We start from the raw sequence: 20,251 nt of genomic DNA, 5'->3' as shown, positions 1-20,251 counted from the left end.
TTCCTATATAGTCTTTCATTCTTTAGCTTCCCCATCCTCATCTTGAAATGGGTCTTCACCAATTTGCAGTTGTTTTTTTGTTCTTTTCAATTGCTTCCACAAAGCTTTGATTTGTTCGTAAGCTTCACCTGGTGGTAACTTCCCACCTGTCTCTAAGTTGCAAATGTAACTCACTCGCTGGGCAAATTCTTGTAGATTGGCGTTAAAAACTAAGTTTTCTGGCTTTACTTGACCGTAGTAGCGACCGCGAGGGTAGAGAAATTGATCTTTGTTCATTATTTTGTTTTCCATAATTATTAAATTCACCTCCTGTTTTGATCAATTGAAGCGGAATAACTAAGAACTTTCTTCTGTGTGTGTTTATGAAAGTTGGAGAAACTAAATCATTGATAACCGCTTCAATTAGAGTTGTCCAGGAATTTGTTAATTCTGACTTTGATACCAAAAGATAAATGATTAAATGCTTTTATGGCAAGAGTTACAACAATGCTTTAATAAAGAAGATTTTTGTAAACCTCAATGAGAGACGATAGTTTACTTTACTTCCCATTGCCACATTATTTTGCTGTTTTATGAAATTCAGACAGTAATTGACTTCCCTTGAAGATGATAATTATGAAGTTAGTATTATTTGATACTCTCTATTATAACTATTTTATTAATGATCCTTATTATGATTTAGTGTAAAAAAATACTGAGTCTTCAAAGAAACCATAACATCAGCCAACATTTATATCTTCTGTCATGAGTTAGATATTCAATGTAATTTTTTGATCACAAACTTATGTTCCATACGGCAAACTAACCACCAATGGCTAATCTCCAGTAACTAAAGATAAAATGGTTAAGCCCGAAAGGACAAAAGCTCCCAACCGCCCATAACTTTACCTCCCAACATGTCTGTTCATTCCAAGCTATACGAAGGCAAAGCAAAAATTCTCTATACAACGGACGATCCGGAAGTCTTGTTGGCTGATTTTAAGGATGATGCCACTGCTTTCAACGCTCAAAAGCGTGGCAGTATTATCGGCAAAGGAGAAATTAATTGTAGCATTTCCAGCCAGTTGTTTAAACAACTAGAGGTATATGGTATAAAAACTCACTTTATTGATAATCCATCCCCGAATCAAATGCGGGTGAAGTCTGTGAAGATTTTGCCCTTAGAAGTAGTGGTGAGAAATATTGCTGCTGGTAGTCTGTCTCAACAAACAGGGTTAGCAGTAGGTACACTTCTGAAACAACCTCTGGTAGAGTTTTATTACAAAAATGACCAATTGGGAGATCCCTTATTAACACGCGATCGCCTACTACTGCTAGAACTCGCTACTGTGGAACAAGTAGATGCAATTACCAATCTAGCATTGCAAATCAATGAGTTTCTCAATGGCTTTTGGCAGCAGTGTGGTATTACCCTAGTAGACTTCAAACTAGAGTTTGGTTTGGACTCACAACAGCAAATACTCTTGGCAGATGAAATTAGCCCCGACACCTGTCGTTTGTGGAACACCGCAGAAGCAGACCCTAACCGCCGGATAATGGATAAAGACCGCTTCCGCCGAGACCTAGGGAATGTAGAAGATGCTTACCAGGAGGTTTTACAAAGAGTACTACAACTAGTAGAAAGTAAAAATTAACTGGGCAAAATATATTAAACTCGCGTGAATTGTCTTTTGTCAGTTGTCATTTGCTACTGACTATGGCTATAGACCAGTTTGTGATGGTGTGTGGATGTGAAGAGGAATGTAAATAAAATGCGTTTATCTCCCGTATTGGTGGCAGTTGTAGCAATTACAGCGCCCTTAAGCAGTTCACTGAGTGCAAATGCACAAAGCGCTAACAGTTCTAAAAAGATAACAGAGGTTCTCGCACCTCCGACCAATCAACAATTAGAAAAAAACTCAAATCAAGTTCTAACTTTTGAGAACTTAAAATCTCAATCCAACTCGACAGAAGTTGAAGTCGTTGAACTTCTTGCACCTGTAATAAATCAACAATCACAAAAGAACTTAAGTCAAGTTCTAACTCACGAGAATTTAAAGTCCCACTCCAATTCGACAGAAGTTGAGATAATTGAAGACCCCCAGTCTACTGTCGTCGCAGTTTTCCCAGCAAAGACACCATCAAATGTCATATTGCCCAGTCTCACAAAGCCAACAACTGCACAAATCCTGGAGACAACCCCAAATCCGCCAACTCAACAGCCTAATTCCATTCCAGAGAATTTACCCCCAGCAACTGAACAACAAACACCTTCCCCATTACAGGAAAATTTAAACTCCCCTGCGGTAACACCTGTATTGCCAGAAAATACTCAACAGCCTAATTCCGCTCCACAAATTACACCTCCACCAGCCGGGCAACAAACTCCACAAATTTCACCTCCACCAGCCGGGCAACAAACACCTTCCCCATCTCCTGATGCAGCCCCAGAAGCGGCTGAACCCCGTGTACTGGTATCAGAAGTAGTGGTTAGACCCCAGGCTGGACAGCTAGCACCAGAACTGGAAGACCAAGTTTACCAAGTCATTCGCACCCAACCAGGGCGCACAACAACCCGTTCCCAACTGCAAGAAGATATTAATGCCATCTTTGGTACTGGCTTTTTCTCCAATGTCCAAGCAGTTCCAGAAGATACTCCTTTAGGGGTACGGGTGAGTTTTATTGTGCAACCTAATCCTGTTTTGTCGAAAGTAGAAATACAAGCCAATCCTGGTACAGGTGTTGCCTCTGTACTACCTACTAGTACTGTGGATGAAATTTTTCGCAATCAGTATGGCAAAATCCTCAACTTGCGTGAATTGCAAGAGGGTATTAAACAGTTAACCAAGCGGTATCAAGACCAAGGTTATGTGCTGGCAAATGTAATTGGAGCGCCCAAAGTTTCTGAAAACGGTGTTGTGACTCTGCAAGTGGCAGAAGGAGTAGTGGAGAATATTAAAATCCGGTTCCGCAATAAAGAAGGTCAAGAAACAGACGAAAAGGGACAACCAATTCGCGGTCGGACACAAGAGTATGTGATCAAGCGCGAAGTGGAGTTGAAGCCAGGACAAGTATTCAACCGCAACACAGTACAAAGAGATTTACAGCGGGTATATGGATTGGGATTATTTGAAGATGTAAATGTCTCCCTTGACCCTGGTACTGACCCCAGTAAGGTGGATGTAGTAGTGAATGTGGCTGAACGTAGCAGCGGTTCTATTGCCGCTGGGGCTGGTATCAGTTCTGCCAGTGGATTATTTGGTACTGTTAGCTATCAACAGCAAAACCTCAACGGTAGAAACCAAAAATTAGGGGCAGAGGTACAGGTAGGAGTGCGGGAACTGCTGTTCGACTTGCGATTTACAGACCCTTGGATCGCGGGAGATCCTTACCGAACTTCTTATACAACCAATATTTTCCGTCGCAGTTCGATTTCATTGATTTTTGATGGTCAAGATGGTGATATTAGAACCATTGACACAGATGGGACGGAAGGCGATCGCCCCCGTGTTTTACGTCTAGGCGGCGGTGTCACCTTTACTCGTCCCTTGAGTGCTAATCCCTACGACAAGTCCGAGTGGACAGCTTCAGCAGGCTTACAGTATCAACGAGTTTCCACCCGCGATCGCGATGGCGATGTCCGAAGGCTAGGTGCTGTATTTGATGATGAAACCCGTGTTGGTACTAACACAGTTCCTCTCAGTTTCTCTGACGAAGGTGAAGACGATTTGCTGCTACTGCAATTAGGGGCACAGCGCGACCTACGTAATAATCCCTTGCAACCCACCAGTGGATCTTACTTACGTTTTGGGCTTGATCAATCAGTACCAGTAGGGTTAGGCAGTATTTTACTCACCAGGTTACGAGGGAGCTACAGTCAATATGTACCTGTCAACTTTACTAACTTCACCCAAGGGCCAGAAACCCTAGCATTTAACTTACAAGGCGGAACAATCCTTGGTGACTTGCCTCCCTACGAAGCTTTTACCCTTGGTGGCAGTAACTCCGTTCGGGGTTACGAAGAAGGAGCCTTAACCAGCGGACGCAGTTACGTACAAGCATCCGTCGAATATCGCTTCCCGGTTTTCTCAGTAGTTAGCGGCGCACTATTTTTAGATGTTGGTACTGATTTGGGAACTAGTACTGAGACCGCTGAGGTACTGAACAAAAATGGTAGCGGTTACGGTTATGGTCTTGGTGTGCGTGTACAATCCCCACTAGGGCCAATTCGCATTGACTACGGAATCAATGATGACGGTGATAGCCGCATTAACTTTGGTATTGGCGAAAGGTTTTAAGTTGTCAGTTGTGAGGCAGCGCTGCGGGAGGGTTTCCCTCCGCAGGCGACTGCGAACCCGAAGGGTCAGTTGTCAGTTGTCAGTGGTCAGCGATGCATTGAGCTTGTCAAAGTGTGGTCAGTGGCAAATAAAAACTGACAACTGACCAATTTAACTTGCTAATTTTTACCATTGCCTCAATACTGTACCTTTAAAGGTATCAGTTACATTGTTGGGAGCAGAACAGGGGCTTTGCCAAAACTTAACATAAATGATACAAATCAAAATATATTCACTTTTCATCTATGCAACAGCACACTTTAGCAGCGGAAATTACCCAAACCGGAGTGGGACTGCATAGTGGTGTAATTACTCATGTGCGGATATTACCCGCCGATGCAGGCAGTGGGCGCTATTTTGTGCGGGTGGATTTACCTGATTTACCGATAATTCCAGCCCAAGTTGCAGCAGTTAGTCAGACTGTACTTTCAACTCAGTTGGGTAAAAATGAAGCCTGCGTTCGCACGGTAGAGCATCTATTAGCAGCGCTTGTGGGCATGGGTGTAGATAACGCTCGAATTGAAATTGATGGCCCAGAAGTACCACTTTTAGATGGTTCAGCCAAGGTATGGACAGCAAGTATCGCTGAAGTCGGTCTAATATCACAACCAGTTAATAACAATCAAATTCCTCTAGTTATTACAGAGCCAATATGGGTTTATCAAGGTGATGCCTTTGTTTGTGCCCTTCCAGCCCCAGAAATTCGCTTTAGTTACGGCATTGACTTTGACCCGCCAGCTATTGGTAATCAATGGCACAGTTGGTCACAGGCTACCGAATTAAACAACGCTTCTACCAGCTTTGCTGAAGAAATTGCTCCTGCTCGGACTTTTGGTTTACTGCATCAAATTGAACACTTACAAAAAACAGGACTAATTAAAGGTGGTAGTTTGGATAATGCACTTGTTTGTGGCTCTGAAGGCTGGCTAAATCCACCATTAAGATTTGCAAATGAGCCAGTCCGTCATAAAATCTTGGACTTAGTAGGAGATTTGAGTTTACTAGGAACTTTTCCGCAAGCTCATTTTTTAGCGTATAAAGCTAGCCACAATTTACATATTCAACTGGCTCAGAAAATTTTAGATTTTGCGGAAAGTTGCCAGCAAGGCTTCCCTGCCTAGCAAACTTTTAAGACGGATTGGATCTAAAATCCTTAAGGGGTTTCAATATAAACCCACTTAATTTCCATTTCCCAGATTGAAAATCAACCAAACTGCTAATGTCAACCCTTACCCAAGTGAATAGCACCGAGACGATCGCACCTACATCTACCGAAAAACAGGCTACCCATGAAATTAAAAAGACTTTTTCATCTGAAGAAATTCAAAAACTTCTACCTCACCGCTATCCATTTTTACTTGTAGATAAAATAATTGACTACATCCCAGGAAAGTCGGCTGTAGGTGTTAAAAATGTTACTTTCAATGAACCTCAATTTCAAGGTCATTTCCCAGGAAGACCACTGATGCCGGGAGTACTAATTGTAGAAGCGATGGCACAGGTCGGGGGGATTGTTTTGAAGCAGCTGCCTGGGTTTGAAGACGGACTGTTTGTTTTTGCTGGTATCGATAAAGTCCGTTTCCGCCGCCAAGTTGTACCAGGAGATCAACTGGTAATGACAGTGGAACTGTTATGTGTAAAACAACGTCGTTTCGGTAAAATGCAGGCTCGTGCCGAAGTTGACGGTAAACTCGCTGCGGAAGGCGAATTGATGTTCTCTTTAATTAATTAGATTAATTAATTAAAGATTTGCTTGCGTGGTACGGGTATATCCGTGAAATACCCTTACTTCATTCTGAATAAGGATAGCAGTAAAAAAACAATCCACAATAGCACTTTATAATTTCTTGATTTTCGATGCCCTCTGGTGCGTCCGCTACGCGAACACACTTAACTTGCTTTTCCTCACACTTTCGGCAACTGAAAACTTACACACTCAGCAATGCCAGTAGCCTCAAGGGGGATTACCCCCGCACAGTGAGTCAGTCATTCAAGTCGGTTTAACTGAACTTAAGGATTGGCAAACCCAAAGGACACTGGCTCCTCAAGACAGTTCTGGAGATTCACCCTTGAAAACGCTTATTCATCCAACTGCTGTAATTCATCCTAAATCGGAACTCCACCATACAGTGCAAGTCGGTGCCTATGCTGTGATTGGAGAGCATGTCAAAGTGGGCCCTGAAACAATAATTGGCGCTCATGTAGTGCTAGAAGGGCCTTGTGAAATTGGGGCGCAAAATCAGATTTTTCCAGGTGCAGCGATCGGTATGGAACCCCAGGATCTCAAATTTGTGGGAGAACCTACTTGGGTCAAAATTGGTGATAATAACTCGATTCGTGAGTATGTCACCATCAACCGCGCTACTGGTGCTGGTGAAGCAACGGTAATCGGGAATAACAACTTACTGATGGCTTATGTACATGTAGCTCATAACTGCATCATTGAAGACCACGTGATTATTCCCAACTCAGTAGCACTAGCAGGTCATGTCCATATAGAGTCACGAGCAAGGCTAGGCGGAGTTTTGGGTGTGCATCAATTTGTACATATTGGTAAACACGCGATGGTTGGAGGTATGGCACGCATTGATCGGGATGTACCACCTTATATGCTAGTGGAAGGCAATCCGGCACGAGTACGAACCCTTAATCTTGTGGGATTAAAGCGTTCTGGCATGAGTTCAACCGACTTACAAATCCTCAAAAAAGCCTTCCGCATTCTGTATCGTTCTGGCTTAACTTTTAAAGATGCTTTAGAACAGCTCGAACAGTTGGGAGAAACCGAACAACTACAAAACCTACGTCGCTTCTTGCTACTTTCTCAGATGCCAGGCAGACGTGGTTTAATTCCCGGAAAGAGTAAACCAAGCGTGAGTGATGAATGATCAATTAGAAGTTGTGAGTTATGAATTAAACTTGTAACTCCTAACTTCTAACCATTCAGTATTTAATACATTTTTACCAACTACCAATTACCAAATGCGGATATTTATCAGCACTGGCGAAGTTTCTGGCGATTTGCAAGGGTCGCTGCTGATTGTAGCGATGAAGCGTCAAGCTGCTGCTGCTGGTTTGCAATTAGAGATTGTAGCTCTGGGTGGCGAAAGAATGGCAGAGGCAGGAGCAACTATTCTGGGTGATACCAGTGGTATTGGCTCAATGGGTCTAGTTGAATCTCTGCCTTATATTTTGCCTACTCTCAGAGTACAACGACAAGCGATCGCCTTTCTCAAACAAAATCCACCTGACTTAGTAGTGCTAATTGACTACATGGGGCCAAATCTCGGCATTGGCACTTATATGCAAAAGCATTTACCCCAAGTGCCTGTGGTGTATTACATTGCTCCCCAAGAATGGGTGTGGTCAGTCAGTTTACGTAACACTGCCCGAATTGTCGGCTTTACAGATAAGTTGTTGGCAATCTTCCCAGAAGAAGCCCGTTATTTTAGCGATAACGGCGCAAAAGTTAGTTGGGTAGGGCATCCTCTCGTTGACCGGATGCAAAACGCTCCCAGTCGTGAAGCAGCCCGCGCAAAATTGGGTATTACGCCAGAACAAACAGCGATCGCTCTTCTCCCTGCCTCTCGCAACCAAGAAATAAAATATCTTTTACCAGTTATTTTTGCAGCGGCCCAAACTATTCAAACCAAGCTACCTGAAGTTCATTTTTGGATTCCTCTGTCCTTAGAAGTCTACAGACAGCCAATTGAAGCAGCAATTGAACGTTACGGTTTGCGGGCTAGTGTTGTATCAGGTCAACAAAAAGAAGTATTTGCCGCTGCCGATTTTGCCATTACTAAATCTGGCACCGTAAATTTGGAACTAGCTTTATTAAATGTGCCGCAAGTTGTGGTTTACCGCCTGAATCCCATTACGGTATGGATTGCCCGAAAAATTCTCAAAGGTTCCATACCCTTTGCATCGCCACCTAATTTAGTCGTGATGAAGCCAATTGTGCCAGAGTTTTTACAAGAGCAAGCCACACCAGAGAATATTACCCAAGCGGCAATGGAATTATTGCTAAATCCTGAACGCCGCCAGCAAACTTTGACAGATTATCAAGAAATGCGCCAGTGTTTAGGCGAAGTGGGAGTATGCGATCGCGCTGCTCAAGAAATTTTGCAAATGCTACCAAGTTTGAGAGTTTAGATTTTAAATTGGTGGTTAATTGTTAGATTTCAGAGTCAGCTTAGAGGTGTCATGGCTCATGATTTGAGAAAACAACGACCGATCGCAGTTGACTTGTTTGCCGGTGCTGGCGGCATGACCCTTGGCTTTGAACAAGCTGGCTTTGATGTGTTGGCATCTGTGGAAATAGACCCGATTCACTGTGCTACACATGAGTTTAATTTTCCTTTCTGCTCTGTGTTGTGTCAAAGTGTTGTGGGTACTACAGGAGAAGAAATTAGGCAGCGTTCTGAAATTGGCGATCGCGAAATCGATGCAGTGATTTGCGGCTCTCCATGTCAAGGCTTTTCACTCATGGGTAAACGAGCTTTTGATGATCCGCGCAATTCTTTAGTATTTCACTTCCATCGATTAGTTTTAGAGCTACAACCAAAGTTTTTTGTAATGGAAAATGTTCGGGGAATTACAGTTGGTGAACATAAAAAAATTCTCCAAACTTTAATTAGCGATTTTAAAATTCATGGCTATCAAATAGCAGAAAATTATCGAATTCTCAACGCAGCACATTATGGTGTGCCACAGTCTCGCGAGAGATTATTTCTCATTGGTGCAAGAAAAGATGTAGAGTTACCGCCATATCCCCAGCCAATTACTAAACAAGCATTGCCAAATAATTTTACAGATCAGAATTTATCGATTCTTCCTAATAGCCCAACAGTCTGGGAAGCAATTGGAGATATACCAGAAGTAGAAAATTACTCAGAGTTATTAAAGAGAGATTGGATAGTAGCAGAGTATGGCAAACCGAGTAATTACGCTTTGACACTTCGCGGGATTAATACTTTAGTAGATGACTATGCATATCAGCGTGACTTTGATTCCCGCATCCTTTCTTCAAGTCTGAGAACAAAACACTCACTTACAACTATTCAACGTTTTGCTGCAACGATTCCGGGAGAGAGAGAGCCGATTAGCCGTTTTCATAAACTACATCCGGCTGGTGTCTGTAACACCTTACGAGCAGGAACAGACAAATATAGAGGTTCTTTCACCTCTCCTAGACCGATTCATCCTTTGACACCCCGCTGCATTACAGTCAGGGAAGCTGCAAGACTACATTCTTACCCGGACTGGTTTAGATTTCATGTCACTAAATGGCATGGATTCCGCCAAGTCGGTAACTCTGTACCACCACTATTAGCAAAAGCTGTAGCAGCAGAAATTATTCGTAAATTGCAGGTATTGCCTAATAAATCTCATTTTCGTCAGCAGCTAGGAGATGAAAAGCTATTGCAACTAAATATGTCGCAAGCGGCACAATATTATGGCAAAGATTGTTAGCGATCGCACTGAGATTTATCAGACGCGATGAGGTCATGAGGTTTACCACAGGTGATCGCACTGAGATTTATCAGACGCGATGAAATCATGGGGTTTGCGACAAGCGATCGCCTTTTCTCAATGGATTTATCAAACGCGATGAATCGCGTCTCTACAATAATGGGGAAACATGCCCTAGGCTTTTGCTCTTGCCTCTATGATCACAATATTAGATGAATGGCAATCAGATCATGCTAAAGTACGATCCGCTAGACTGCTTACCCTCCGCTGAGGATTTGCCTGACTCTGACGATACCCCTGTGGATAATGAATTACAAGATTTGATTCCCGGTTTACTCAAAGCTATATTAGCTATGGCATGGGCAGATCGCATGGACTGGTTCTTTGAGGTTGATATGGGCATTTATTATGATCCCAATCAGCCAGCGATTGTACCAGATGGGTTTTTGAGTCTGGGAGTAGAACGGATTTTTGATCAGAATCTGCGTTTAAGTTATGTGCTTTGGGAAGAACAGCGCGCACCAATTATGGCATTAGAGGTGGTTTCTCAGAAACGGCGCGGGGAATACAGCACGAAGAAAGAATTTTATGCCCAATTAGAAGTTTTATATTATGTCGTTTATAATCCCCAGCGGCGGAGAAAACCGACTTTAGAAGTGTATCGCTTGGTAAATGGCAAGTATCAATTGCAGCCAGGAAATCCCGTTTGGCTACCAGAAATCGGTTTAGGAATTGGCAACGAACGGGGTACATATCTAGGTATTACACGCGAGTGGCTTTACTGGTATGACGAGCAAGGCAAGCGTTTATTAGCACCAGAAGAACGAGTTCAACAAGCAGAACAACGCGCCCAAATGCTGGCTGAACGTCTCAGATCGCTGGGTGTAGATCCAGATTCTTTGGTTTAGAATCTGCTTTGGGCTGAATTAGGACAGATGCAATCTCCAACAACCAAGCCACAAGTCTAAAAAACTGGTGAACGAGTATCAATGACTCTCCCACGAATATCAAAGACTCTCTCATGAATATTAAAGACTCTCCCGCGAACATCAAAGACTCTCTCATGAGTATTAAAGACTCGCTCACGAATATCAAAAACTCTCTCATGAGTATTAAAGACTCTCCCACGAATATCAAAGACTCTCGCGCGAATATCAAAGGCTCTCGCATGAGTATTAAAGACTCTCCCACGAATATCAAAGGCTCTCGCATGAGTATCAAAGACTTGTAGATGAGTCAGCTTAACGCAAAAGGAGCGATCGCTCACACGACAATCGAGTGGATACCAATTAAATTAAAGAATACGACAGTCGCTACATCTGTAGCTAAGCTCAACTCTGTTGCGATCGCATTGACGTTTTATCAGCGATGTTTCTTAATGACAAATAATAAATGACAAATGACGAACCACGAATTACGAACTACGAATTAAATCTTGCACTCTCACTATCATTTGTCTAACTGCTTCAGCATCAGGAGATTTGAGACGCTGCAATATCTTCAAGGCTGACTGCAAATAATCTAGTGCTTTATTGTAATCGCCCTGTTGTTCTGCTATTTCCCCTAAGCACCACAACGTTATTGCCTGACCTTGGACATTGCCGATTTGTTCATCAAGGGCAAGCGATTTTTCATATAGGGCGATCGCTTCGTTGATTTCTCCTGTATTCTCTTTGAGGTATCCTAAGTTGTTGAACATTGTCGCCTTAATTTTGACATCATCGATTTGTTCAATGATGACAAGAGATTGCTGATAAAAAGCGATTGCTTCATTGATTTCTCCTCTATCGGTTTTGAGTTTCATCAAACTGAACAAAGCAGTCACCTGACCTTTGACGTAGCCGATTTGTTCACAGATGGCAAGGGATTCCTGATAAAGGGCGATCGCTTCGCTGATTTCTCCTGTATTAGCTTTGAGGTTTCCCAATTCGTGCAACGTCGCCGCCTTGCCTTTGACATTGCCGATTTGTTCTTTGATAGCCAGGGATTGTTGATAAAGGGCGATCGCTTCGTTAATTTCTCCTCCATAGGCTTTGATTGCCCCCAGCTGGTGTAACGTCGTTGCCTTACCTTGGACATGGCCGATTTGTTCACTGAGAGCAAAGGATTGTTGATAAAGGGCGATCGCTTGTTCTATTTCTCCTATATTGGCTTTGAGTCTCCCCATTTCGTGCAACGTCGCCGCCTTGAGTTGAACATTGCCGATTTGTTCATTGAGGGCAAAGGATTTTTCATACAAGGCGATCGCTTGTTCTATTTCTCCTCTATCGGCTTTGAGTCTCCCCATTTCGTGCAACATACCTGGCAGTCCTTGAACATTGCCGATTTGTTCATTGAGAGCAAAGGATTTTTCATACAAGGCGATCGCTTCATTGATTTCTCCTCTATCGGCTTTGATATATCCCAAGTGTTGCAATGTCACTGCCTTGAGTTGGACATTGCCGATTTGTTCACTGAGGGTAAGAGATTGTTCATACAAGGCGATCGCTTCGCTGATTTGTCCCGTACTGGCTTTGAGATAACCCAAGTTATGAATAATTCCTGCTTTTTCTTTTTTGTCTTCTGTTGGACAATTATCTAGGGCTTGTTGATAATGCTCTTGGGCTTTACTTACATCACCCAGTTCTTGTTCACAAGCAGCTAATCCATGTAATAGTACGTAATCTTCAGCAATTTCTAGAGTAGATTTGCACAATTGAACAGCTTCCCGAAATCGGCTTTGATTTCTCCAGTGACTTGCTAACTTCCCTGCTATTTCTAACGCAACCTTGTCTACCTTTCCTCGCAACGCTAACCGATGAATTTCTAAGTTTTGTTCCTCGGTTGGGATTGCTGTCCCTTCCCACCAAAGGCGATACAACACCTGAGCCGCTTGCTCATACAAAGCTTCTCCATCTGACCGTATCTGCACAGGCAAAATACGCGGCACTCGTAACGCCTGATCATGGCTCACTTCCAACAGCCCCAACGCCACCGCCCGACTAATATAATGTGACAAATTGGGGATATTCTCACAAACTGCGGCTAAAGCTTCCCTCGGTACTGACAACTCAAACACTAAACCCCGTGACAACATCTCCCGCATGGTTACATCCATCTGTTGCAGCAGCGCCTCTGCCAAAACTTGCTCTCGCAACTCCACCGGATCTGCTGCTAACCGATTCAAAATTGCCGCCACATCGACAGTTGTATTTTGCAAAATCTTATCCAACCATTCCAGCAAGCGGGGATTACCATCCGCCAACTTCTGCGCCTGCGATTTTAAAGCCTCATCCACCTGAGATTTAGCACCAAAGGCTGTGAGTAGATTACACTTTTTTCGCAAATCTGCGCCTCGCATCCCCTCCAACGGCTGCTTATGGAAATGCTGCAACTGGGTAAATTCAAAATCATAGCGGCAGGTAATAACAATGCGGTGGGAAGTGGAATTTTCTCTAATTGCCCAGACTAAAGCCTTCATTACCTCTGCTGCTTCTGATTGCAGACGACCTAACCCCCCTAGCCCCCCTTCCCTACGAGGGAATGGGGGGACTTGACTCCCCTCTCCGCTTCGGAGAGGGGTTGGGGGTGAGGTCTCTAAATTCACTTCAAAGTCATCCAGCACTAATAAAAACGGCTTTCCTTGCTCATGCAACTGCTGGAAAACTCGCCGCAGCCGATATTTCAATTCTTCATCATAATTTTGTAAGCTTTTGCGTTGTTCGTTGTCATCCAACTTTTCTGTTAGGCGACTTACTAAACTAGCTTCATCTATTCTCCCCACCCAGACAACACGCTCAAAATTCGCCAGTCTGTCACAAAGCCTAGCAGCTAAACTACTTTTACCCAAACCGCCCATGCCATGAATCAACACCCCAATTTCATCGGTTGATTGACTCAGCACTCGCAAACAATTTTGCAATTGACGGCGACGACCAACAAAACTCTCCCGCGTCGGGACTTTCACCTTACCCGCAGCATCTAAAAACTGGGTAGAAACAGAAAGCGGTGGCGCTGGTTTACGTCCACGAGTCCGCAAAGGTGTGACTAACGAACTTGGTAAATTGCCTGCTGCATACAGCCGTAACAAATGCCAATCCCGCGCCTTATTCTTAATTAATGCTTGGTAGGTACTAGCAACAGCTTCAGTGATTTGCTTCCCCGCCGATAATTCCTGATACAATGCCGCAGCCGCGGCTGTAGCATTAGAATCTAAAACCTTTTGACCCCAACCCAAAACTGCTTTCGCACCCGATTTGAGCAATTCTTCAGCCATTGACGGCACAGAACCGGAATTGCCAGCTTGCCCAGTACGACAACCAGAGAGAAATATAAGTTTTGGCAACCGAAATTGTAATTCTTGGGCGATATCTCCAGCACTGGCATAGTAAGCCTCACCTGTTGCCGTTTCTGTAACAAAGCGGGGTTGCCCATCTTGTAAGGTAGCATGACCAGTCAGGTGTAAAACATCAAAATAATCTTTATCATAACCATCGATTAAATAACCCAACTCCAACAAACAGCCGCTTTCTTCCACTGTCAATGCTAAAGGTTGCCGCTTTGTCGCCTCTAAAATCCGTGCTTCCTCCCCCTCAAAATCCAGCACAGGTTTGACATCCAAAGGCGAAGTCGCCATAAACAAAACTTGCAGCGCCCGGTTTTCTGCTTCCCCGTCAATGGTCAATTTTTTTACCGTGCTATCTGACACCCAACGCACCGGGACAATAGCCGGGACTCGCTCAACCAAAAAGCTAACGCCATCGTACAGCACTTCCCAAGGCAGATGAGCGAGATTTTCCGCCGCCGCGATCGCTAACACAATCCCCTCTCGCCGATACTTATCTAGCAAAGGTTGCAGCCAACGATCGCTCCCATCCAACCAGTTATACAGCCGCTGCCCAGTTACCGTATAATCCTCTGGGAATACCGAAACATAATAATCTCGTTCCGCCAACTCAATCAAATCAGCGACTTCTGATAGAGGAAGCGATCGCTTTTCATACTGGTTTGGATTATCAATAAAATAACGTAACTCTACGTAATTACCATCAACTGCCTTCAGATCGAGGTGGAGGATTTGCACATTCCGAATCCTGAGACTTCAGCATTTCCCCAAGTCTAACACCCCGAATTCCAGAGCTTTTCAAAGGAATCCGCCCGCAATTTCCCTCAAACTCTTCTTTATTGGCGTACTTGGCGTACTTGGCGGTTCGTTCGTTATTCTTACCCTTCCAAAATTTGCCTAATTTCCTCTAACGTTGCATTCTCCAGCAGCAAACGCCGACCATTACGCCCAACAATCAACACCTTTTCTATTCTTTTACCAGACTTTTGCTGCTTGTAATCTTGATACCACTTACGGATTTGTTCAGCAATGGCGATTGTACCCCCAACAATCCCCACGATAGTAGCAACTGTTGCTGTTACTCCCTCTCTTTCGGCTGTATCTGAACTAACGCTATAGTTACCCGATATACCGGGAATTTCTAAAAGCGCCTTTGTTGCTACAACTGCATCTTCACCTGCGATCGCCAATTGAGCTACTGCCATAGTTTCCCTGCGAATATTTCCAGGCTTATTTTAAAGGTCAATGGTCAAAAAAGAGGATAATTCCCCCTGCTCCCTGCTCCCTGCTCCTCTGCTCCCCCTCATCTTCCCAACCCCCCTTGGCGCTCACATTTAAAACCTTGATTTTGCCAAGCTTGTATATCCACCTCAGCCAATTTAGTCACTTGAGAGCATTGTGGTTGAATAATTTGACTCAACATTGCCCAAAACAAACTACGCGTTAAATCGAGTCCAGTTTTCAACCAAGACTCACGATTACCAGGAATACCCAACTCCTCAACAATGTCTGGCTCTACCCAAATTCCATGAGCGCCTAAAAGAATTTGTGCCATCCATTTAGCTCTGGGTAAATGACTTGGCGACGTAATCAACATGACTTTATGCACTCCCCAACGTCGCAGAATCGGAATACCATAATAAAAATTTTCAAAGGTAGAATTTGCACAATTTTCTAACCAAACATTTTGCAACTTTACCGCTTCCCGCTGAAAAATCATCCATACACAAGGGTCTGGGGAACCATGAGAAATTAAAATTGGGGTCTGCGGATATTGTGTTACTTTGTGAGCAACATAAATTTCTCGGCGAATACTACCACCTAATACAAAAAACGCATTTACTGGCTTTGAGGAAGCGAAAACTAGGCTTGTAGTGATGCAAATCATCCAAATGACAAAGATCAGACATAAAACAAAAGCTAATTTTTGTAACAATTGCCACGTTTTACGAAATTTTCCACGTCCGAGAATTGATGAAGTTTTAGTAAATTTATGTCTCATGACATTGGTAATCAAAGCTTGGTTAAATCATGGCAAAAAGACCTGCTATTAAGTCAACGAAATGCTATCTTATAAAAATAATATAGGGTGTAAAGATGACACTGATAAAAGTGTCACATTATTGTCACAGTAACTTAATAGTGTCAGATTAGACTGCCAAAAAGTTTGCAGACGCAGTAATTATTTGTAATAAAATACTGCAAAATTTTTAGGATAATTCCGAGGGGAAAGTGATGAGCATAACATAACTGAAAATTGAGTATAAAAACTTAAAAATTTCTCAAAAGCCTGATTGCTAGACTGTCAACAATACAATTAATCCAGCTGATGTACATGAACCAATCTGCGAAACGTTACTCGCCACTCCAAGTAGCCTTGATTGGTGGAGCGATCGCCACGACCGCCACCATGTCCGTATTTGGCCCTGCTTGGACTCGCAGCGTTCGGGCTGCCCTAAAAGATAGCCCCAAAGCCCTAGTTGACCAAGTATGGCAAGTGGTAAATCGTGAATATGTTGACGGCAACTTTAATCAACAAGATTGGCAAGCAACTAGGCAAAGTCTATTAAGCAAAAACTATTCTTCTAATGAAGAAGCTTATGTAGCCATTCGCGAAGCTTTACAAAAGTTGGGTGATCCTTATACCCGATTTCTTGACCCCAAACAGTATGAAGCCTTAACCAGTCAAACATCTGGGGAAGTCTCTGGGATTGGCATCCGCATGGAAGTGAACGACAAAACCAAGCGGCTCACTGTTGTGGAAGCCATAGAAAACTCCCCAGCGCTGAAAAGTGGGATCAAAGCAGGCGATGAAATTTTGGCAATTGATGGCAAGTCCACCCTGGATATGAAAGTGGATGATGCCTCCAAGCTGATTCGTGGCAAAGCAGGTACTCCCATCACATTACGCCTCGGACGGACGGGGCAGAATGCTTTTAATTTGAAGCTGACACGGGCAACGATTGAAGTACCAACAGTACTTTATACCCTCAAGCAAGAAGGAAATCGACGCGTAGGCTATGTTCGTTTGCGCGAGTTTAATGCCCATGCTGCTGATCAAATGCGTCGAGCCATCCGCAATTTGAACGGCAAAAGAGTCGATGCTTTTGTGTTAGATTTGCGCGGCAATCCTGGTGGTTTATTGCAGGCAAGCATTGAAATTGCTCGGATGTGGCTAGATGATGGCGGGATTGTCCGCACAGTTGATCGCCGAGGAGGTACTGAGGATAGTAAAGCCAATCGCACTGCCTTGACAAAACTTCCCTTAGCGGTATTGGTTGATGGTAATTCAGCTAGTGCTAGTGAGATTTTAACAGGGGCCCTCAAGGATAATAAGCGGGCTGTAGTCATTGGGGGTCAAACCTTTGGTAAAGCATTAGTACAGTCAGTTCATGAACTGTCAGATGGTTCTGGTTTAGCTGTCACCATTGCCCACTACTACACTCCCAAGGGAACGGATATTAACCATAAGGGAATTACACCAGATATCAAACTAGATTTGACAGAGGCTCAAGAGCGTCAATTGGCAACCAACCCAAGTTTAGTTGGGACTAAAAATGATCCACAATATGCCCGTGCGATCGCAGTTTTATCTGGTAACAACTTCGCTGAATCTCCAGTTATACTACCCAGTCAACCTGTGAGCGCTCGCGCCAACGACTTGAAATTTTAGATTGATGTTATTTGAGAGTAATCTCTGACCAAGTGTTTATCTATCAGCATTCCCAAATTCAGGTTTAAGCAAGTATAAAAGATGTAGACGCTCCTAAAGGCGGCTTTTCGTAGGGTGGGCTGAAGTATAAAATTTTTATCCTTCATCCTGCATACTTCATCCTTAATACTTCTATGAATCATCAGCTAAGCAATACAACCACCGCCAACAGCTTCTTGCCAATGGTTTCGGTGGTTGTTCCTATTTATAACGGTGAAATAGATTTACCAGAGTTAATTAGTTGTCTGTTGTCTCAAAGTTACCCAAAAAACCGAGTAGAGTACTTACTTGTAGACAATAACAGTAGCGATCGCACTTTCACCTACCTTAAAGCATCTGCCGAAAATAGCTCAATTACAATTCGCCCTTTGAGTGAAAACAAAATTCAAAGCTCTTATGCGGCTCGAAATACTGGTATTCGTGCTGCTGTCGGCGAAATTATCGCTTTTACCGATGCTGATTGTCGTCCCCAACCACAATGGATAAGCTCATTAATCCAGCCTTTTGTCAAGCCAGATGTGGTCATCGTCGCAGGTGAAATTGTTGCCTTACCAGGTAACACTATTTTAGAACAACACGCAAATAGCCAAGAGACTTTATCACAAAAGCATACTCTTGGCCATTCCTTTTGTCCCTACGGTCAGACTGCTAATTTAGCCATTCGCCGCATTGCTTTAGAAAAAGTGGGTTTATTTCGCCCCTATCTCACTACTGGCGGCGATGCAGATATCTGCTGGCGGATTTTGCAAGAAAATCTTGGGCGTTGTGAATTTGCCCCAGAAGCGATCGTGCAGCACCGTCACCGCACCACATTCAAAGAACTAAAAAGCCAATGGCGGCGTTATGGACGTTCAAACCGCTATCTGCATGAGTTACACGGCGTAGAATTAATGCGGGAAATTACACTGAAAGAATGCGGTTATCGCTTGATACGTTGGTTATTGAAGGAAGTGCCCAAAGATAGCATGAAGGCGATCGCAGGTAAAGCCACCCTTGTAGATATCTTGAATACTCCTATTGGGTTGTTTACTGCCAGAGCGCGTTATTCTGGGCAGCAGGAGGCTCAACTACCAGAAAATGCCAAGATAATTGACCGACTATAAAAATATGAGAGGACTGCAATGATCTCACCCATTTATTTACTTTCGTAGATAAATAGCTAAATATTTACTTTTGTCTCAGAGTTATTCTAGACAAAATTGCTTTTTTTTCATTTTTCACCTCTTTACTGAGCCATACTCTTAGTATCAATAAACTGTAAATTAATTGCCAATAATCAAAGTGCAATTTTGTATTGTAGATACCAAAAATTTTCAACTAATAGTTGTATGACTTTAGTTTTAACTCAAGGTCTGAATTTATGCTCTTTAATATCTAACCATAGGTTAGTTCAATATCTAAAAAGGATATTTATAAGTAGAAGCATAGGTGGAAAACACCTATATAAAGTAAGTGAGGCAAAAAATCATGTCCGAACAAATCATTGCATCGGGTTTATTTGTGGAGTTATCTACACAAGAGCAGCAGCTTCTAGCTGGTGGTCAATACGGCGGAGACAGAGACAGAGACAGAGATAGAGACAGAGATAGAGATAGATACAAAGACAGATACAAATGTGAGTACTGCTACGACTGTTACCGTTACCGTGGCTAACTTTGCGAAGCTTACTGACTGGGTAATCCAGTAGTTTTTACTTTGCAATTCAAAGGGGAGGGGAAGACTTACATAAAGTTAACTCATAAGCAATTAAGTTTTGAGAACGTTTATGTAGTCATCTATATTCTTTTGAAAATTTAATTTCAAAGAATAGGCAGCAGAAAAATCATAGGGATAACCCTTCTTCTTCTATCCCTCCCTGAATATAAATATACAGCGTTTATCGGTTGGGTATAGTATACCTATTAAAAAGAAAGGGGCTAGAGACAGGCGAGCGTAATGTAACTCATCCATAAGAAATTTGCTGTAAAGAATTATTTTGACTAATTTTTTAAAAAGATATTCTATGAATATATGATGTAAAAGTATACGAATTTATAGAATAATTTTACTAATATACTTACATAATAATTTCTCAGAGAATCCCGCTTAAATCTAATATAAAACCTGGTAATATTTCCTGTTTTGATAATTGGCTTGGGGAAATTAGTACTTCCTTATCTTTGTCTTGTCGGTAAATCTCTACCTGCTTTCTTTTAAGATCAACCAGCTAGTTTAAGCGCATACGTTCTCCATATACTCTTGCATCTTGTTTTGGAGCGACTTGAGAGTGTCAAATTCAGAACGCAGTTCCACCATGAAGTCAAAGAACCAAGAGCGATCGCCAATCTTCTTTGCGCTCCTATGGATTTTAGCCCTGAGCGTAAGTCGCAGAGCTAAAGTGGGAGCAACGCGATTTTGTGAAGTGGCAAAGCTGGGGGGGCTGGGGAGGCT

General features: G+C 43.0%; 17 protein-coding genes. 13 read left to right on the top strand and 4 right to left on the bottom strand.

What is annotated here, in order from left to right; translation table 11 throughout:
• Nucleotides 1–15: 15 nt before the first annotated feature.
• Complete coding sequence (locus I8751_RS08090; RefSeq protein WP_225894029.1) at nt 16–276, bottom strand: DUF7219 family protein; 261 nt, start codon at nt 274–276, stop codon at nt 16–18.
• 620 nt (nt 277–896) lie between these two features.
• On the opposite strand from I8751_RS08090, the gene purC reads away from it, so the two are divergent.
• From purC to I8751_RS08040, 10 genes are all read left to right on the top strand, one after another.
• Nucleotides 897–1,634 carry a phosphoribosylaminoimidazolesuccinocarboxamide synthase gene (purC, locus tag I8751_RS08085; protein WP_214438661.1) on the top strand — a complete coding sequence of 246 codons (738 nt, stop codon included), beginning with the start codon at nt 897–899 and terminating at the stop codon, nt 1,632–1,634.
• Nucleotides 1,635–1,751: 117 nt separating this feature from the next.
• Nucleotides 1,752–4,277 (top strand): BamA/TamA family outer membrane protein, encoded by a 2,526-nt coding sequence (locus I8751_RS08080; RefSeq protein WP_214438660.1) that lies wholly within the window; start codon nt 1,752–1,754, stop codon nt 4,275–4,277.
• A 284-nt stretch (nt 4,278–4,561) separates the two neighbouring features.
• Nucleotides 4,562–5,437, top strand: coding sequence for a UDP-3-O-acyl-N-acetylglucosamine deacetylase (lpxC, locus tag I8751_RS08075; protein ID WP_214438659.1), 876 nt, complete (start codon nt 4,562–4,564; stop codon nt 5,435–5,437).
• 98 nt (nt 5,438–5,535) lie between these two features.
• The gene (fabZ, locus tag I8751_RS08070) at nt 5,536–6,048 is read left to right on the top strand and encodes a 3-hydroxyacyl-ACP dehydratase FabZ (RefSeq protein ID WP_214438658.1); all 513 of its coding nucleotides are present in this window, start codon (nt 5,536–5,538) and stop codon (nt 6,046–6,048) included.
• A 337-nt stretch (nt 6,049–6,385) separates the two neighbouring features.
• Complete coding sequence (lpxA, locus tag I8751_RS08065; RefSeq protein WP_214438657.1) at nt 6,386–7,201, top strand: acyl-ACP--UDP-N-acetylglucosamine O-acyltransferase; 816 nt, start codon at nt 6,386–6,388, stop codon at nt 7,199–7,201.
• A gap of 94 nt (nt 7,202–7,295) precedes the next feature.
• On the top strand, nt 7,296–8,465 hold the full coding sequence (gene lpxB, locus I8751_RS08060) for a lipid-A-disaccharide synthase (protein WP_214438656.1): 1,170 nt from the start codon (nt 7,296–7,298) through the stop codon (nt 8,463–8,465).
• A gap of 51 nt (nt 8,466–8,516) precedes the next feature.
• Nucleotides 8,517–9,785, top strand: coding sequence for a DNA cytosine methyltransferase (locus I8751_RS08055; protein ID WP_214438655.1), 1,269 nt, complete (start codon nt 8,517–8,519; stop codon nt 9,783–9,785).
• Between the two features lie 230 nt (nt 9,786–10,015).
• Complete coding sequence (locus tag I8751_RS08050; RefSeq protein WP_214438654.1) at nt 10,016–10,693, top strand: Uma2 family endonuclease; 678 nt, start codon at nt 10,016–10,018, stop codon at nt 10,691–10,693.
• A 113-nt stretch (nt 10,694–10,806) separates the two neighbouring features.
• Nucleotides 10,807–11,016, top strand: coding sequence for a hypothetical protein (locus I8751_RS08045; RefSeq protein ID WP_214438653.1), 210 nt, complete (start codon nt 10,807–10,809; stop codon nt 11,014–11,016).
• The gene (locus tag I8751_RS08040; protein WP_214438652.1) at nt 11,017–11,181 is read left to right on the top strand and encodes a hypothetical protein; all 165 of its coding nucleotides are present in this window, start codon (nt 11,017–11,019) and stop codon (nt 11,179–11,181) included. It abuts the gene before it with no gap.
• Between the two features lie 18 nt (nt 11,182–11,199).
• Here I8751_RS08040 and I8751_RS08035 read toward each other — a convergent pair whose 3' ends face one another.
• The 3 genes from I8751_RS08035 to I8751_RS08025 form a co-directional block, all read right to left on the bottom strand.
• The gene (locus I8751_RS08035; RefSeq protein ID WP_214438651.1) at nt 11,200–14,847 is read right to left on the bottom strand and encodes a tetratricopeptide repeat protein; all 3,648 of its coding nucleotides are present in this window, start codon (nt 14,845–14,847) and stop codon (nt 11,200–11,202) included.
• A gap of 140 nt (nt 14,848–14,987) precedes the next feature.
• Nucleotides 14,988–15,314, bottom strand: coding sequence for a hypothetical protein (locus I8751_RS08030; RefSeq protein ID WP_214438650.1), 327 nt, complete (start codon nt 15,312–15,314; stop codon nt 14,988–14,990).
• Nucleotides 15,315–15,412: 98 nt separating this feature from the next.
• Entirely contained in the window at nt 15,413–16,111 is a 699-nt protein-coding gene (locus I8751_RS08025) for a YdcF family protein (protein WP_214438649.1), read from the bottom strand.
• A 333-nt stretch (nt 16,112–16,444) separates the two neighbouring features.
• On the opposite strand from I8751_RS08025, the gene ctpB reads away from it, so the two are divergent.
• The 3 genes from ctpB (at nt 16,445) to I8751_RS08010 (ending at nt 19,474) form a co-directional block, all read left to right on the top strand.
• Nucleotides 16,445–17,782, top strand: a complete 1,338-nt coding sequence (gene ctpB / locus I8751_RS08020; protein WP_214438648.1) for a carboxyl-terminal processing protease CtpB — start codon at nt 16,445–16,447, stop codon at nt 17,780–17,782.
• Nucleotides 17,783–17,955: 173 nt separating this feature from the next.
• Nucleotides 17,956–18,924 carry a glycosyltransferase gene (locus I8751_RS08015; RefSeq protein ID WP_214438647.1) on the top strand — a complete coding sequence of 323 codons (969 nt, stop codon included), beginning with the start codon at nt 17,956–17,958 and terminating at the stop codon, nt 18,922–18,924.
• A gap of 364 nt (nt 18,925–19,288) precedes the next feature.
• Nucleotides 19,289–19,474 carry a hypothetical protein gene (locus I8751_RS08010; RefSeq protein WP_214438646.1) on the top strand — a complete coding sequence of 62 codons (186 nt, stop codon included), beginning with the start codon at nt 19,289–19,291 and terminating at the stop codon, nt 19,472–19,474.
• Nucleotides 19,475–20,251 lie beyond the last annotated feature (777 nt).

The organism is Atlanticothrix silvestris CENA357 (assembly GCF_016056295.1).
Taxonomy (GTDB): Bacteria; Cyanobacteriota; Cyanobacteriia; order Cyanobacteriales; family Nostocaceae; genus Atlanticothrix; species Atlanticothrix silvestris.
The sequence above is the reverse complement of the archived record's forward strand: the minus strand, read 5'-3'. Positions and strand labels throughout refer to the sequence as shown.

What these genes read in the sequence shown, in the direction of transcription:
- I8751_RS08090 (WP_225894029.1), bottom strand. Translation starts at nt 276, where the DNA reads ATGAACAAAGATCAATTTCTCTACCCTCGCGGTCGCTACTACGGTCAA.
- purC (WP_214438661.1), top strand. Translation starts at nt 897, where the DNA reads ATGTCTGTTCATTCCAAGCTATACGAAGGCAAAGCAAAAATTCTCTAT.
- I8751_RS08080 (WP_214438660.1), top strand. Translation starts at nt 1,752, where the DNA reads ATGCGTTTATCTCCCGTATTGGTGGCAGTTGTAGCAATTACAGCGCCC.
- lpxC (WP_214438659.1), top strand. Translation starts at nt 4,562, where the DNA reads ATGCAACAGCACACTTTAGCAGCGGAAATTACCCAAACCGGAGTGGGA.
- fabZ (WP_214438658.1), top strand. Translation starts at nt 5,536, where the DNA reads ATGTCAACCCTTACCCAAGTGAATAGCACCGAGACGATCGCACCTACA.
- lpxB (WP_214438656.1), top strand. Translation starts at nt 7,296, where the DNA reads ATGCGGATATTTATCAGCACTGGCGAAGTTTCTGGCGATTTGCAAGGG.
- I8751_RS08055 (WP_214438655.1), top strand. Translation starts at nt 8,517, where the DNA reads ATGGCTCATGATTTGAGAAAACAACGACCGATCGCAGTTGACTTGTTT.
- I8751_RS08050 (WP_214438654.1), top strand. Translation starts at nt 10,016, where the DNA reads ATGCTAAAGTACGATCCGCTAGACTGCTTACCCTCCGCTGAGGATTTG.
- I8751_RS08045 (WP_214438653.1), top strand. Translation starts at nt 10,807, where the DNA reads ATGAATATTAAAGACTCTCCCGCGAACATCAAAGACTCTCTCATGAGT.
- I8751_RS08040 (WP_214438652.1), top strand. Translation starts at nt 11,017, where the DNA reads ATGAGTCAGCTTAACGCAAAAGGAGCGATCGCTCACACGACAATCGAG.
- I8751_RS08030 (WP_214438650.1), bottom strand. Translation starts at nt 15,314, where the DNA reads ATGGCAGTAGCTCAATTGGCGATCGCAGGTGAAGATGCAGTTGTAGCA.
- I8751_RS08025 (WP_214438649.1), bottom strand. Translation starts at nt 16,111, where the DNA reads ATGAGACATAAATTTACTAAAACTTCATCAATTCTCGGACGTGGAAAA.
- ctpB (WP_214438648.1), top strand. Translation starts at nt 16,445, where the DNA reads ATGAACCAATCTGCGAAACGTTACTCGCCACTCCAAGTAGCCTTGATT.
- I8751_RS08015 (WP_214438647.1), top strand. Translation starts at nt 17,956, where the DNA reads ATGAATCATCAGCTAAGCAATACAACCACCGCCAACAGCTTCTTGCCA.
- I8751_RS08010 (WP_214438646.1), top strand. Translation starts at nt 19,289, where the DNA reads ATGTCCGAACAAATCATTGCATCGGGTTTATTTGTGGAGTTATCTACA.